Annotated in this window: 10 protein-coding genes; all 10 read left to right on the top strand. The window is 47.4% G+C overall.

Features of this window, described 5'->3' with window-relative positions:
• Positions 1 to 32: 32 nt before the first annotated feature.
• The 10 genes from ACKX2L_RS02640 (at position 33) to ACKX2L_RS02595 (ending at position 14,304) form a co-directional block, all read left to right on the top strand.
• The gene (locus ACKX2L_RS02640; RefSeq protein WP_497550049.1) at positions 33 to 2,939 is read left to right on the top strand and encodes a DNA translocase FtsK; all 2,907 of its coding nucleotides are present in this window, start codon (positions 33 to 35) and stop codon (positions 2,937 to 2,939) included.
• A 124-nt stretch (positions 2,940 to 3,063) separates the two neighbouring features.
• A complete protein-coding gene (locus ACKX2L_RS02635) occupies positions 3,064 to 4,734 on the top strand; it encodes a formate--tetrahydrofolate ligase (protein ID WP_497550050.1) in 1,671 nt (556 codons plus the stop codon).
• 9 nt (positions 4,735 to 4,743) lie between these two features.
• A complete protein-coding gene (gene folD / locus ACKX2L_RS02630; RefSeq protein ID WP_497550051.1) occupies positions 4,744 to 5,649 on the top strand; it encodes a bifunctional methylenetetrahydrofolate dehydrogenase/methenyltetrahydrofolate cyclohydrolase FolD in 906 nt (301 codons plus the stop codon).
• A 3-nt stretch (positions 5,650 to 5,652) separates the two neighbouring features.
• Positions 5,653 to 6,813: a chitobiase/beta-hexosaminidase C-terminal domain-containing protein gene (locus ACKX2L_RS02625; RefSeq protein WP_497550052.1), complete on the top strand. Its 1,161-nt coding sequence runs from the start codon at positions 5,653 to 5,655 to the stop codon at positions 6,811 to 6,813.
• A gap of 28 nt (positions 6,814 to 6,841) precedes the next feature.
• Complete coding sequence (locus ACKX2L_RS02620) at positions 6,842 to 7,816, top strand: PhoH family protein (RefSeq protein ID WP_497550053.1); 975 nt, start codon at positions 6,842 to 6,844, stop codon at positions 7,814 to 7,816.
• A 1-nt stretch (position 7,817) separates the two neighbouring features.
• A complete protein-coding gene (gene ybeY, locus ACKX2L_RS02615) occupies positions 7,818 to 8,330 on the top strand; it encodes an rRNA maturation RNase YbeY (RefSeq protein ID WP_497550054.1) in 513 nt (170 codons plus the stop codon).
• 49 nt (positions 8,331 to 8,379) lie between these two features.
• A complete protein-coding gene (locus tag ACKX2L_RS02610; protein ID WP_497550055.1) occupies positions 8,380 to 9,549 on the top strand; it encodes a DUF3048 domain-containing protein in 1,170 nt (389 codons plus the stop codon).
• Positions 9,550 to 9,607: 58 nt separating this feature from the next.
• Positions 9,608 to 11,254: a putative polysaccharide biosynthesis protein gene (locus ACKX2L_RS02605; RefSeq protein WP_497550056.1), complete on the top strand. Its 1,647-nt coding sequence runs from the start codon at positions 9,608 to 9,610 to the stop codon at positions 11,252 to 11,254.
• Between the two features lie 54 nt (positions 11,255 to 11,308).
• The gene (locus ACKX2L_RS02600) at positions 11,309 to 12,580 is read left to right on the top strand and encodes an aminoacetone oxidase family FAD-binding enzyme (protein WP_497550057.1); all 1,272 of its coding nucleotides are present in this window, start codon (positions 11,309 to 11,311) and stop codon (positions 12,578 to 12,580) included.
• A gap of 17 nt (positions 12,581 to 12,597) precedes the next feature.
• On the top strand, positions 12,598 to 14,304 hold the full coding sequence (locus tag ACKX2L_RS02595; protein ID WP_497550058.1) for an NAD(P)/FAD-dependent oxidoreductase: 1,707 nt from the start codon (positions 12,598 to 12,600) through the stop codon (positions 14,302 to 14,304).
• Positions 14,305 to 14,331: the final 27 nt, after the last annotated feature.

Below are 14,331 nucleotides of genomic sequence, written 5' to 3'. Positions count from 1 at the left end.
TTTGAACCAAGAAATCCGATCCGGGGAGCATTATGACGGAAGAAAAGACCAGAAAAACAAGCAGTGGCAGATCACGTAAGACTTCAAATACAAGAAAAAGCCAGGCTTCTTCCGCAAGAAAAACCGCTTCGAAAACCGGAAACAGAAGTCATAGCGCATCCAGCGGGCAAAAGAATCGATCCTCAGGAAGAAACAAAGTTTCGGAAAAGAAGCAGCAGGAATTTATGGTCGACATTTATCTCCTTCTTTTGTTCTTAATTTCGATCCTTCTTTTTCTTGGAAATCTGGGCCTTGGCGGTGTTTTTGGAAAAACAGTCTGCGGATTTTTCTTCGGTCTCTTTGGCCTCTTGAATTATTTATTGCCTCTGGCCCTCTGCCTGGGTGTCTTTTATTATATCTCGAATAAAAATGATGCCTATGCACTGCGAAAACTGATCTATTCCGCTCTTTTTTCCTGGTTCCTTATGATGTTTACGGAACTTCTGGCGCATGGGGAAGAGTCTTTCTCTATTTCAGATTCTTTCCTCTACAGCAGGGAGCATCACAGCGGCGGAGGCCTTATGGGGGGGATCCTGTCTTCCTGGCTTCAGACGGCTTTCGGCCTGGTCGGTGCTTATGTTGTTGACATTATTCTTATGATTCTTTTCCTGGTTCTTATGACGGAGCGGTCCGGTGTTCGAAAACTTCAGGAAGAAAAGAGAAAGCATGATGCCAGAGTCGAGGAAAAGAGGGCATTAGGGCCGGATATCCGGATCGAAGCCCCTCGAAACAAAGAATCCGGAAAAGAATCCGGAAAAGAATTCGGAAAAGAAGAATCACAAAAAGCAAAGATTCGTCCCTTCGTCACTGCACCCGGCCGGAAAAAGCCGGACATCAAAAATGCGGAAATCATTCAAAACGAAGACAGTCCCCTTCGGAAAGATCGGCTTGCCCGTGGCGTTTCTATGAATACAGAGATTCCCGAACAGGCTGTCACTCCCTTAAGCGGCTCCGGTCAAAGCGGCGTGGAGAATCCTGTCCGTATGGAAGTCAATTCCAAAGAAGTGGAGATCCAAAGCGTAGATCATTATGATCTAAGATCCGGTCAAGAAGAGAAGACTGAGAAGAATGCCCCGCGCATTCACTCTGCATTTGAGCCGGATTCGGATCATGATCCTTCCATGCAGAAACTCTTAGACCGGGCAGAAGAAGACAAGAAACAACGAATCGACGAGAATCCCGGTGCACCGATAGAAGATGGCAGCCATGCGGATACTGACGAGAGAAAGCCGAATTCTCATTTATCCTCTTCTGGAATTTCGAATACAAATCTACAATCGGCCAGAGCGGAAGAAGTGCATACGAATCATAGCAATGTAAGTGAATCTGCAAGCGTTTCTTCGAAGAAAGATTCGAAAGGTTCAGCGGAAGGTTCGGCGGAAGGTTCAGCGCCTAAGCCTTATCAATTCCCGCCTGTCTCCCTCTTGAATCCGGTGAAAAGACAGAACCGGGAAAATGATTCCATTCTCCACGGCACAGCCATGAAACTGGAAGAGACCTTAAAGAATTTCGGTATCAATGTTCAGATCACGGATATCAGCCGGGGACCGGCAGTTACCCGCTATGAGCTCCAGCCGGAAATGGGCGTCAAGGTCTCAAGAATCGTAAACCTGCAGGATGATATCAAAATGAATCTTGCAGCAACGGATATCCGGATCGAAGCCCCGATTCCCGGAAAGGCAGCCATTGGGATCGAAGTTCCAAATAAAGAGCCTTCCATGGTTCCTTTCCGTGAGATCGTTGAGACCAATGACTTCCAGACGGCAAAATCTAAGATCTCCTTTGCCGTCGGACGAGACATTGCCGGCAAGGTCGTCATTTCCGATATCGCAAAAATGCCCCATCTTCTGATTGCGGGTGCAACCGGATCCGGTAAATCGGTCTGCATTAATACCATTATTATGAGTATTCTTTATCGGGCGACTCCGGATGAAGTAAAATTCATTATGATCGATCCCAAGGTCGTTGAGCTTTCCGTTTATAATGGGATCCCCCATCTTCTGATCCCGGTCGTGACCGATCCGAAGAAGGCGTCTGCTGCCCTGCAGTGGGCCGTCAATGAAATGACCCTTCGCTATAAAAAATTTGCGGAATCACATGTCCGGGATATGAAGGGATATAATAGTAAGATCCACGACGGTCAGATCACGATCTATAATGAAAACGGCGAAGAAGAAAGCCTTCCCGCTCAGAAGATGCCTCAGCTTGTTGTGATCGTGGATGAGCTTGCCGACCTTATGATGGTCGCATCGAAAGAAGTGGAAGAGTCCATCTGCCGCCTGGCCCAGCTGGCCAGAGCCGCAGGGATTCATCTGATCATTGCAACACAGAGACCTTCTGTAAATGTCATCACCGGACTCATCAAGGCCAATATGCCGAGCCGGATCGCTTTTGCTGTTACATCCGGTGTTGATTCCAGAACCATTCTGGATATGACCGGCGCCGAAAAGCTTCTGGGAAAGGGCGATATGCTCTATTATCCGCAGGGAATGTCCAAGCCCATTCGGGTTCAGGGCTGTTTTGTCTCCGATGAAGAAGTCGGCAAGGTCGTGCATTTCTTAAAGAGTAATAATGAGAGCAGCGGTTATGATGCCGCCATTCAGGAAGAGATGCAGAAAGCAGAAACTGACGGCTATCAGTCGATCGACGGAAACGGCGGCGGCTTTACCAATGACCGGGATGAATACTTTGAAGATGCGGCAAGGCTTGTAATCGAGAAGGAGAAGGGCTCGATCGGCATGCTGCAGCGGAATTTCAAGATCGGTTTCAACCGTGCCGCACGAATTATGGATCAGCTGGAAGACTTCGGCGTGGTCGGTCCCGAAGAGGGGACTAAGCCCAGAAGGATTCTGTTGACAATAGAAGCATTTGATCAAAAGTTGACAGAGGAAGCCTCCTGAATCAGAAAAAAAACAGATCTCCGCAAATCAGAGATTCATGCTATGATTCAGTGGACTTCAAAGGCAGAAAGCTTCGGATTTCTGATCCGGGCCTTCACAGGGAAAAGAGAAAGAGGAGAGAACGATGAAAACAGATATTGAAATCGCACAGGAAACAAAAATGGAACCCATCTGGAAGGTTGCCGAAAGCCTTGGCATGACCATGGATGACCTGGATCTCTATGGCAAATATAAGGCCAAGCTGTCCGAGGATTTCTTAAAGAAGATTGAGGGCCGGCCGGATGGAAAGCTGGTTCTGGTCACTGCCATCAACCCGACTCCTGCCGGAGAGGGCAAGACAACGACATCCATCGGTCTCGGCGAAGCTTTCTATAAGCTCGGAAAGAAGGCTGTTCTTGCCTTAAGAGAACCTTCCCTCGGACCCTGCTTCGGCATCAAGGGCGGTGCAGCCGGCGGCGGCTATGCCCAGGTGGTTCCCATGGAAGATCTGAACCTCCATTTTACAGGAGACTTCCACGCCATCACCTCTGCCAATAACCTCCTTTCCGCCATGCTTGACAACCATATCCAGCAAGGCAATGCCCTTGGCATTGATCCCCGCCGGGTCGTCTGGAAACGCTGCATGGATATGAATGACCGTGTGCTTCGTAATATCGTTGTCGGCCTGGGTGCAAAGGCGGACGGGATGGTCCGGGAAGATCATTTCCAAATCACCGTCGCATCCGAAATCATGGCCATTCTCTGTCTGGCCGATGATCTCCATGATCTGAAGGAACGTCTGTCCAGGATCATCGTTGCCTATAATTTCCAGGGCGAGCCGGTCACCGCAAAGGATCTTCATGCCGTCGGTGCAATGGCAGCCTTACTGAAAGATGCAATTCGCCCCAATCTGATTCAGACCCTGGAGCATACCCCTGCCATTGTACATGGCGGACCTTTTGCAAATATAGCCCATGGCTGTAATAGTGTAAAAGCGACCAGGGCGGCCTTAAAGCTTGGTGACATTGCGATCACGGAAGCCGGATTCGGCGCAGATCTCGGAGCTGAAAAGTTCTTCGATATTAAGTGCCGGATGGCAGGTTTCAAACCCGATTGTGCTGTACTGGTTGCAACTGTGCGTTCTCTGAAATATAACGGAGGAGTTCCCAAGGATCAGCTGACAGCCCCCAATATGGAAGCTTTGAAAAAAGGCATTGTAAACCTGGAAAAGCACATTGAGAATCTTCAGAAATTCGGAGTTCCTGTTGTTGTAACATTGAATTCCTTTATTACGGATACAGACGAGGAAACTGCTTTCGTTGAAAACTTCTGCCGGGAAAGGAATTGTGAATTCGCTCTGAGCCGGGTTTGGGAGAAAGGCGGAGAAGGCGGTATCGATCTGGCCAGGAAAGTTTTAAAGACTCTGGAAGAGAAGGAGAGCCACTTTGCTCCGATCTACACAAGTGACCTTCCTCTGGACGATAAGATCCGGACCATCGCGAGGGAAATCTACGGAGCAAAAGATGTAGAATTCTCAAAGCCTGCAGCAAGAGAGATCCGGCATCTCACAGAGCTTGGTATGGGGTCCTGCCCGGTCTGCATTGCAAAGACTCAGTATTCCCTGTCGGATGATCCGAAACTTCTGGGACGCCCCGAGGGCTTCACCCTTCACGTAAGAGAGATCTATCCTTCCGCAGGAGCAGGCTTTGTCGTTGCCGTAACCGGTAATATCATGACGATGCCCGGCCTTCCCAAGGTTCCGGCAGCCAACAATATTGATGTCACAGACGACGGCAGGATCACAGGACTGTTTTAAAGAAAACCGATGGCAGATAAAAAGGAAGACCAAATCATGAATAGGATCCTGGAACAATATCAAGATAAATTGATCGACGGTAAAAAAATCTCATTGGAGATCAAGGAAGAAGTAAGAGAAGAGGTCCTGTCTCTGAAGGAAAAGGGACAGGATGTCACTCTTGCTGTCATTCTGGTTGGTGAAGATCCGGCTTCGAAAGTCTATGTCCGAAACAAGGAAAAAGCCTGTGAATTCACCGGTATCCGCCCCCTGACTTTTCATCTTCCGACCGATACGAAAGAGGAAGAGTTGATAAAACTCGTTCTTGATCTCAATCAGAGAAAGGATGTGAACGGCATCCTGATCCAGCTTCCTCTGCCAAAACAGATCCGAGAGGATTTGGTCTTAAATCTGATCGATCCCAAAAAGGATGTCGATGGCTTTCTCCCGGTCAGTGTCGGCAATCTCTCCATCGGCCGTCCGGGCTTTCTTTCCTGTACGCCTCAGGGTATGATAGAACTTCTGAAGCGTTCACAAATTCCGATCGATGGAAAACACGCTGTCATCGTCGGACGTTCTAATATCGTTGGAAAGCCGATGGCCATGATGCTTCTTCGGGAGAATGCAACGGTGACCATATGCCACTCTCATACAAAGGATTTAAGAGAGATGACCCGGCAGGCGGACATCCTTGTCGCAGCCATAGGAAAAGCGAAATTCTTCCATAAAGAGGATGTGAAAGAGGGTGCTGTCGTTCTCGACGTTGGTATGAATCGCGATGAAAACGGGAAGCTATGCGGCGACTGCGACACCGAGGATCTTCTTCCTGTTGTATCCAAAATCACACCGGTACCGGGCGGAGTCGGTCCCATGACCATTGCCATGCTGATGCGTAACTGTCTGTATTCCTTAAGTCTTGAAGAGGATTTGATATAGTTCATGATGAAATGTAAAAACTGCGGTGGTGAGATTCCGGAGGGAAAAGTCTACTGTCCCTTCTGCGGCAGGCCGATCCAGGTCGTTCCGGATTATAATATGCTCGATGAAGATGCCTTATCTTCCATTATTCATGAAGACACCAAAGCCTGTGAAGGGACCTCGATCCCTTTGATTTCCAATGCTTCTGAATCAAAGGAGATCAGGGAAAAAGGTGCCTTTTCCAACGGGCGGGCGAAAGCTTTCTCCGTAAAAAAAAGGAAGAGAAAGATCCTGGCTTCTGCAGCTTTTTCTGCCCTTTTAATCAGCTGTGTCAGCTTTGGGCTATATTTGAACTCTTATAACTATGCGATGGCCCGTGGTCGTAAGGCCTTCCAAAAAGGAAAATTGACCCTTGCAGAAAGTGCTTTTACAGCTGCTGTGTCCAAGCGGAAAGAAAAGGACGCCGAGAGTCTCTATTATCTGGGACTTACCTATCAGAAGAAAAAGCAGAATGACCTGGCAGAGTCTGCCTTAAAGAAAGCTTTTTCCATCGATTCTGACAATGCGGATATCGTAAAAGCTCTGGTAAAACTGTATTATGATGAGAACGATTCTTCTTCCCTGCAGGCCTTAAAATACCAGGTCAGCGATGCAAAACTTACGGATCTCATCGACCCTTATCTCTTGCCGAAAGTTGAATTTTCCTTACAGGGAGGGGACTTTTCGGATGATCAGACCTTGCGGTTAAAGGGTAGAGGCGGTACGATCTATTACACGCTGAATGGTCAAAAACCCGGTAGGAAGAACAGTATCCGCTACACGGAGCCCATCTCGATCACCGATGGAGAAACCAGGGTTCGGGCCGTAATCATTAATTCTGACGGCAAAAGCGGTCCGGTCAGCGAAGAGACCTATCGTATCACTTATCAGGAGCCTTCACAGCCTCAGGCGGCGCCGGATGGCGGGACCTATAATACAGAGACATTGGTTACACTCACTGCAGATGAAAACTGTAAGATCTATTATACCTGGGACGGAAGCGATCCGACCTCTGACTCAGCGGAATATACAGAACCCATTGCGATACCGGAGGGAAATCATATTCTTTCTGTGATTGCTGTAAATCAACACAATATGGTCAGCCGCATCTTACGGTTGAATTATGTCTATCTGTCGAATTAAGATAGGACAAGGGAGATGGATAAAAGAGATGAAAATTGAAAAGACCATGTCTATCCCAAAAGAGCATTTAAGTAATCTCTTCGGGGAATTGGATCGAAATATCAAAAGGATCGAAGGTACCCTCCATGTTGATGTCATTTACCGGGGCGATGAAGTTCATATTTCAGGAGAGCCGAATTGTGTCAATGCAGCAGAGAAGGTGTTGACCCAGCTCCTTCGAATCTCTATGACACATGCAGAGATCACGGCGCAAAATGTAGACTATGCCTTAAGTCTGACAGAAAAAGAGCTGACTGCCTTTGCCGATGCAGCAGTATCCGTGGATGATCTGATCTGTCACACCATTACAGGAAAACCCGTAAAGCCAAAGACTTTAGGGCAGAAGAAGTATGTGGATGCCATCAAAAATCATATGATCGTTTTCGGAAGCGGCCCTGCCGGAACCGGTAAGACCTATCTTGCCATTGCCATGGCGGTTACTGCCTTCCAAAAAGAGGAAGTGCAGAGAATCATCCTGACCCGGCCTGCGATCGAGGCAGGAGAGAAGCTGGGTTTTTTGCCGGGAGATCTCCAGCAGAAAATTGATCCTTACCTCCGCCCGCTTTATGATGCTCTTTACCAGATCATGGGACAGGAAAGTTTTCAGCGAAATATGGAAAAAGGCCTGATCGAAGTTGCGCCTCTTGCCTATATGCGTGGCCGAACCCTGGACAATTCCTTTATTATCCTGGATGAGGCACAGAATACGACACCCGCACAAATGAAGATGTTTCTGACCAGGATCGGCTTCGGCTCCAAGGTTGTGATCACCGGTGATGCCTCTCAGAAGGATCTGGCTCCAGGGACCAAGTCCGGTCTCGATGTTGCAAGACGTGTTTTGGGGAAGGTCAAAGAGATCGCCTTCATCGATCTGACCGGTAAGGATGTTGTCCGTCATCCTTTGGTTCAAAAGATCGTCAATGCCTATGAGGAATATGAAAAAAAGAACGTGAAAAGGAGATAAAATGACCATACGCTTTAGTGAAGAAGTTTCCGGGAATTTCCCTTTTGACCCGGAAGAAGTCGGGAAAGAGGTAATTCTCCAGGCTTTGGAAAGTGAAGGTTTTCCTTATGAAGCAGAAGTGGATCTCACACTGACAAACGATGCTATGATCCATGAATTGAACGAACAGTTCCGGAAGATCGATGCAGCCACGGATGTGCTTTCCTTTCCTCTGATCGAATATCCTTCGGCCGGTGATTTCTCGAAGTTGGAAGAGGACCCGGATGCTTTTTCACCGGAATCCGGCGAAGCCATGCTGGGCGATATCGTGATCTCCGTTGAGCATGTCCATCGGCAGGCCGAAGAATACGGGCACTCTCTGAAGAGAGAATATGCATTTTTGATCTGCCACAGCATGCTTCATCTTATGGGTTTCGATCATATCGAAGAAAAAGATCGGATCCGGATGGAAGAGGAGCAGAGAAAAATCATGGCGGATCTGAATATTCTGCGGTCAGAGGAAGCCGAAGACTGACAAGTAAGATCTGATACTGATATAAGAGTCATCTATATGAGGGAAAATTATGACAGAAAATAAGAAGGGCAGAAGGGATGCTGCCAAGAAATCGAATCCAAAGAAAAGCGGACAGGGACCTTTGATCGTCCTGACCCTTTTAGCAGTCATTATTATTGTTGCAGCAATTGCCCTGCTTCTTCCCGGTAAAAAGCCTAGTAGAGGGAAGACCGTCGAAAAGAAAGCAAAGACAAGAGTTACAGAAGAAAAGAAAGCGGAAGAAAAGCCGCAAGTGATCACAAGTATTCTGACCGGTCTTCCTGTATCTGCAGAACAAAGAAATACCCGGCCGCTTGCCATTATGATCGAGAATACCAAGGTGACGCAGCCGCAATATGGTACATTAAAAACCGCTGTGATCTATGAGGCACCTGCGGAAGGCGGTATCACCCGCATGATGGGGATCTTTGAAGATTATGCCGGATTTGACAGACTGGGAAATGTCAGATCCTGCCGTCCCTATTTCGTTCAGATGGCCGCAGAATACCAGGCCGTCTATGTGCATTTCGGGCAAAGCATTCAAGGTCAGGAAGAACTGGATAAGGGCTATGTGGATGAATTAAACGGTCTGTCTTCGATTGGAGGGACTGTCTTCTTCCGGTCCAGTGACCGGAAGGCACCACACAATGCCTATACATCCACGAATGGTCTTTTAGCCGGTATGCAGCAGAAGAACTTTGCTACGACCTATCAGGCAGACGAACATCAGCATTTTCAATTTGCATCGCCTGACCAGCCAAATGTTCCTGCCGGCGATGACTGTGCCGCAGTTCAGCTTTACTTTTATGACAATAAGCCTTATTTTGTTTATGATGCAGCCACAGGACTATACAATCGTTTTGAGTTCGGTGCTCCCCAAATAGATGCAGCAGCCAATAATGCCCAGCTCACTGCCACTAATATTATTCTCCAGTTTACGCCGTCTTCTTACTATGATGAGGAACACTATCGTATGAAGATCGATCTGATCGGAAGCGGCACGGGAAAGTTCCTGACGCGTGGTAAGATCGAAGACATTACCTGGAAAAAGGACAGTGAAACCGGCATCACTCATTATTATGACGGATCCGGTAAGGAGATCGTCTTGAATCCGGGACGGACCTGGATCAGTATTATCGAAAAGAATGCAGAGGGGAAAAATACCTTTTACAAGACGCTGGATGAATTTAATAATCGATGAGTTATGACTCACTAACCAGGTCAAACGACAAACAGATGGAATGAGACAAGAGAAGATCATGACAGATAACAAGAAAAAATCAAATTCCTTATTAGTACAGGGTTCTATCCTTGTAATGACATCCTTTATCAGCAGACTGATCGGCCTGTGCTACCGTTTCCCACTGACCAGAATTGTCGGGAAAATCGGCATGGATTATTATGGAACTGCCTATTCCATCTACAGTATTCTTCTGGTCGTTTCTACCTACAGCGTTCCAACAGCTATTTCGAAAATGATCTCGGAACGGGAAGCAATCAAAGATTACGAAAACTCCCGGCGAATTTTCAAGGGATCTCTGATTGCCATGACACTCGTAGGTCTCTTTATGTCTCTGCTTTTCTACTTTGGAGCAGACTTCCTGGCAGGAACCGTTCAGACACCCATGGCAGCTTCCGCCTTACGTGTTCTTGCCCCGGTTCTTTTGGTTACATCGATTTTAGGCGTTGTCCGCGGCTACTTCCAGGGCTTTAATACCATGGTGCCTACGGCAGTTTCCCAGATCATCGAGCAGATCGTCAATGCCGTCATTTCCGTACTGGCAGCCTATGAACTCGTATCTTACGGGAACAGGGTGGAAAGCCTTTTGAATCAGCCCAATATGTCATCTGCTTATGGAGCCGCAGGTGGTACGCTCGGTACTGTTGTCGGTGGTATTGCCGCTTTGATCTTCCTCCTTTTTATTCTGGTTCCTTTCTTAAAGAGCCGGAAGAAAAGAAGAAGTACGACTTATAAGGCAGACAGCTACCGGGTCATTCTCATGATCATGATTGCCACTGTCTTCCCCATGGTCTTAAATTCTATCATTTACAATATTGCACCCGTAGCGGAGATGTATGTCTTCAAGAATATTGCTGTCTTCCAGAAATACAGCGCCAGACAGATCTCCCTCTGGTGGATGGCATATAGTCAGGAATTTATGGTGATCCAGAACCTTCCGGTCACCGTTGCATCCTCTTTGGCTTCTCCCATTGTTCCATCTCTGGCAGAGTCTTATGTCCAGAATGATCGTAAGGCCATTCGTGCCAAGACCAGTTCTGTCACCCGTTTCGTTATGGCAATCGTGCTTCCCATGATGGTGGGTATGATGGTTCTTTCAGGGCCCCTTCTCCTTTTATTATTTGGAGATGCAGACCATACCTCTGCAATGATCATGATGCTTGGTGCTTTATCGGTTCCCTTTTATTCCCTGTCTGCCATGTCAAGCAGCATTCTGCAGGGAATTGATAAGCTTCGGATCCCGGTCCGAAATTCCATCATCACATTGATATCTCATATGGGACTTCTGTCGATCCTTCTTCTGGTCTTCAAAATGAATATCTTTGCGGTCGTTATTTCCTATATTTTCGATGGCTTTCTGACGGCTGCTTTAAATAATATCGCTGTCCGGAAATACACGAAGACCCGTTATCCAATTGGAAAGGTCTTCCTGATCCCCCTGTTTTCCTCCATCATAATGGGCTTGGCAGTATTTGCAATCTATCATGTGCTCTTTGCCATTACTTCAAGGAATGCCATTGCCGTCGTGATCTCCGTATTTGCCGGCATCCTGATCTATGGCCTTGTTATTTTAAAAACCGGCGGTATCACAGAGAGCGAACTCAAGCGTCTTCCCAAGGGAGATTCCCTCTGCGGCCTGGCCAGAAGGCTTCATCTTTTCCCTTAAGAAATATAGACCAAAGCCCTCTCGTCTAAAATAAGAAAAAAGAAAGGATAAGAGATGCAAGAGAAACAGGTTTTCGATACTCTGATCCTTGGCGGCGGTGCGGCCGGTCTATACAGTGCCTTGTGGGCTGCCCGTTCCGGCCAGAAGGTTCTTCTGGTAGAAAAAACAGAAAGCCTTGGGAAAAAACTATCCATGACAGGAAACGGCCGCTGCAATTTCACCCATAAAAGCGTTTCTGTCGAAGATTATCGAACCGATGACAAAAAGGCCCTGCAAATTGCACTGGAAAGATATGGGGTAGAAGAGACCTTAGATGATTTTTCTTCCCTTGGTATCTTCCCCACACTCAAAAATGATGGGTATTATCCCTCCTCCTTCCAGGCTTCTTCTTTTGTTTCGCTCTTAAGAGCTGCCCTGAAGCCAGAGGTCATTTTAAAAAATCATCAGGTCAAGGGGATTGAAAAAGAAAAAGAGGGCTTTCGGGTAAAAGTCCTGGATCTTTCTGCAAAAGACAAGGACAAAGCGATCTCCTTCCTGTATGGAAAGCGTGTCATTGTCTGTATGGGAGGCGCCTCCTATCCGAAAACCGGAAGTAACGGAGATGGATATTACTATATGGAAAAACTCGGCCATCATCTGGAAAAACCACTCCCGGCACTGACAGCTCTTTTGGCAGAAGATTATGATGCAAAGCTTTTCGGCGTTCGGCAAAATGCTGTTCTAAGACTGACAGTGAAAGATAATAAAGATCTCATCCTTTCCTCACGTGGAGAAGTGCAGTTCACGCGATACGGCCTGTCCGGAATTGCAGTATTCCAGCTTAGTTTGGAAGCAGCACCTCTTCTAGCCGAAGGGCAGAAACTGGAACTGCATTGCGATTTCTGTCCGGACCAAAAGAAAGAAGAATTGGAAAATCAGATCCGGTCTCTGTTTCAAAGAGCAGATCCAGAGTCCGATCTGTCTCTATTCTTATGCGGTCTTATCCAGAAGCAATTGGCTGAGTTTGTTCTAAAGGTCCTGGGCCTTGACGGCCGAAAGATTCGTGAGATCCGGTCGATTGAACAGGCAGCCGGACAGATTGCAGACAGGCTGAAGGATCTGATCTTTGTCATCAAGGGACAGGAAGGCTTTGCATCTGCCCAGACGACAAGAGGCGGCGTCCTTCTGTCTGAGATAGACCCTGAGACGATGGAATCCAGGCTTTGTCCCGGTCTATATTTGGCCGGAGAGATCGTAAACGTCAACGGATTCTGCGGCGGATATAATCTCCAATGGGCCTGGACCAGCGCCTATCTGGCTGGAACGAAAAAATTTTCTCTGAAGTAAAAAATAAGGAACCTTACATGATTGAAATATTGGAAATCAAACTTCCCTTTTCAAAAAAATCAAATGGAATTTATCAAAATGATTTATATCAAAATCAAAAGGATTTAGATCAAAATGATCTATATCAGCTTCTGAAAAAGAAACTGCACATCGATCGATCGGAAATCCGCCATTTCGAGATTCTGAAGCGTTCGATCGATGCCAGGAAGAAGCCGGATCTTTTCTATATTTATTCTCTGGTTCTTTCCCTGGATGAACAAAAAGAAGCGGCTTTGATCAAAAAGTCTTCCGAAAAGAAGCTTCCTGGCGGGATCAGGATCCGCTCCTATCAGAAGATTCCTTACCTTGTAAAGACACCGACACGTCAAATGGATACAAGGCCTGTTGTTGTCGGGGCCGGACCTGCCGGTCTGTTTTCGGCTTTGATCCTTGCACGGGCCGGCCTTTGCCCCATTCTGATCGAACGAGGAGATGCAATCACCGAACGGACAAAGGATGTCGAAAAATTCTTTCAGAGCGGAAAGCTGGATCCTGAGTCCAATGTCCAATTTGGAGAGGGCGGGGCAGGAGCATTCTCGGATGGCAAGCTGAATACACAGGTCCATGATAAGGAAGGAAGGAACCGCTTTGTCCTGGAGACCTTTGTGAAGGCAGGAGCCAGGCCCGAGATTCTCTACGATCCCAAGCCTCATGTCGGAACCGATAAACTGGTTTCTATTGTCGCAAATATCCGAAAAGAGATCGAGTCCCTGGGCGGGGAAGTCCGCTTCCGCACCCGTCTGATTGATTTTACGGAAAAAGATGGAAAGCTGATTTCCATTCAAACGGCAAGATCTACAGGCCATGGACAGGATGGTGAAGGAAAAAGCCGTGAAGAAATCATGGAAGAAATCCCTTGCAATGATCTGATCCTTGCTATCGGCCATAGCGCAAGAGACACTTTTCGTATGCTTTATGGGAAGGGTCTTCCCATGAAAGCCAAGCAGTTTGCTGTCGGTTTTCGGGTCGAGCATCCCCAGGACTGGCTCAATCTCCACCAGTACGGTTTTCTGGATCCGGCCCTTCCGGCTGCCTCCTATAAATTGGCTTGCAATCTGGACAATGGCAGAAGTATCTATTCCTTCTGTATGTGTCCGGGCGGATATGTCGAGAATTCTTCTTCCGAAGAGGGACAGCTTCTGGTGAATGGAATGAGTTATTCCGCCAGGGATTCCAAAAACTGTAACAGTGCCATCATTGTCTCGGTCGGAGAGAAGGAATATTCTCTGGATGATCCTCTGGCGGCAATCGAATATCAAAAGGATCTTGAGATCAAAGCCTATCGCCTGGCAGGTGGTAAAATCCCACAGCAGCTCCTATCCGATTATAGACAGGGCATTCCTTCCAAGAGCTATGGCGATTTTCCTTCTGTCACAAGAGGAGAGACCGAGCTATGCAATCTCCGTGGAATCTTTTCTCCGGAAATTGAAGCCTCCTTTTTATCCGGAATGGAAGCTTTTGATCGAAAGATCCGCGGTTTCAATCGAAAGGATGCCATCCTTTCCGGCGTGGAAAGCCGTACCTCATCCCCGATTCGGATCGAAAGAGATGCAAATGGTCAAACCTCGATTCAGGGGATCTACCCTTGCGGAGAAGGAGCAGGGTATGCAGGTGGTATTATGTCTGCCGCTATGGACGGCATGAAGATGGCAGAAAAGCTGATTCTCCGCTATAGTAACGACTGATGGATGCCCCTTGACTTTAAGTCCCTT

Source organism: Porcibacter vitabionis (genome assembly GCF_046263795.1).
In the GTDB taxonomy this organism is placed as follows: domain Bacteria; phylum Bacillota; class Clostridia; order Lachnospirales; family Lachnospiraceae; genus Lachnocurva.
This window is presented reverse-complemented; position numbering and strand designations above follow the sequence as displayed.

Excerpts from the sequence above, each read along its gene's own strand:
- ACKX2L_RS02625 (WP_497550052.1), top strand. The coding sequence starts at position 5,653 with ATGATGAAATGTAAAAACTGCGGTGGTGAGATTCCGGAGGGAAAAGTC.
- ACKX2L_RS02610 (WP_497550055.1), top strand. The coding sequence starts at position 8,380 with ATGACAGAAAATAAGAAGGGCAGAAGGGATGCTGCCAAGAAATCGAAT.
- ACKX2L_RS02620 (WP_497550053.1), top strand. The coding sequence starts at position 6,842 with ATGAAAATTGAAAAGACCATGTCTATCCCAAAAGAGCATTTAAGTAAT.
- ACKX2L_RS02595 (WP_497550058.1), top strand. The coding sequence starts at position 12,598 with ATGATTGAAATATTGGAAATCAAACTTCCCTTTTCAAAAAAATCAAAT.
- ACKX2L_RS02640 (WP_497550049.1), top strand. The coding sequence starts at position 33 with ATGACGGAAGAAAAGACCAGAAAAACAAGCAGTGGCAGATCACGTAAG.
- ybeY (WP_497550054.1), top strand. The coding sequence starts at position 7,818 with ATGACCATACGCTTTAGTGAAGAAGTTTCCGGGAATTTCCCTTTTGAC.
- folD (WP_497550051.1), top strand. The coding sequence starts at position 4,744 with ATGGCAGATAAAAAGGAAGACCAAATCATGAATAGGATCCTGGAACAA.
- ACKX2L_RS02600 (WP_497550057.1), top strand. The coding sequence starts at position 11,309 with ATGCAAGAGAAACAGGTTTTCGATACTCTGATCCTTGGCGGCGGTGCG.
- ACKX2L_RS02635 (WP_497550050.1), top strand. The coding sequence starts at position 3,064 with ATGAAAACAGATATTGAAATCGCACAGGAAACAAAAATGGAACCCATC.
- ACKX2L_RS02605 (WP_497550056.1), top strand. The coding sequence starts at position 9,608 with ATGACAGATAACAAGAAAAAATCAAATTCCTTATTAGTACAGGGTTCT.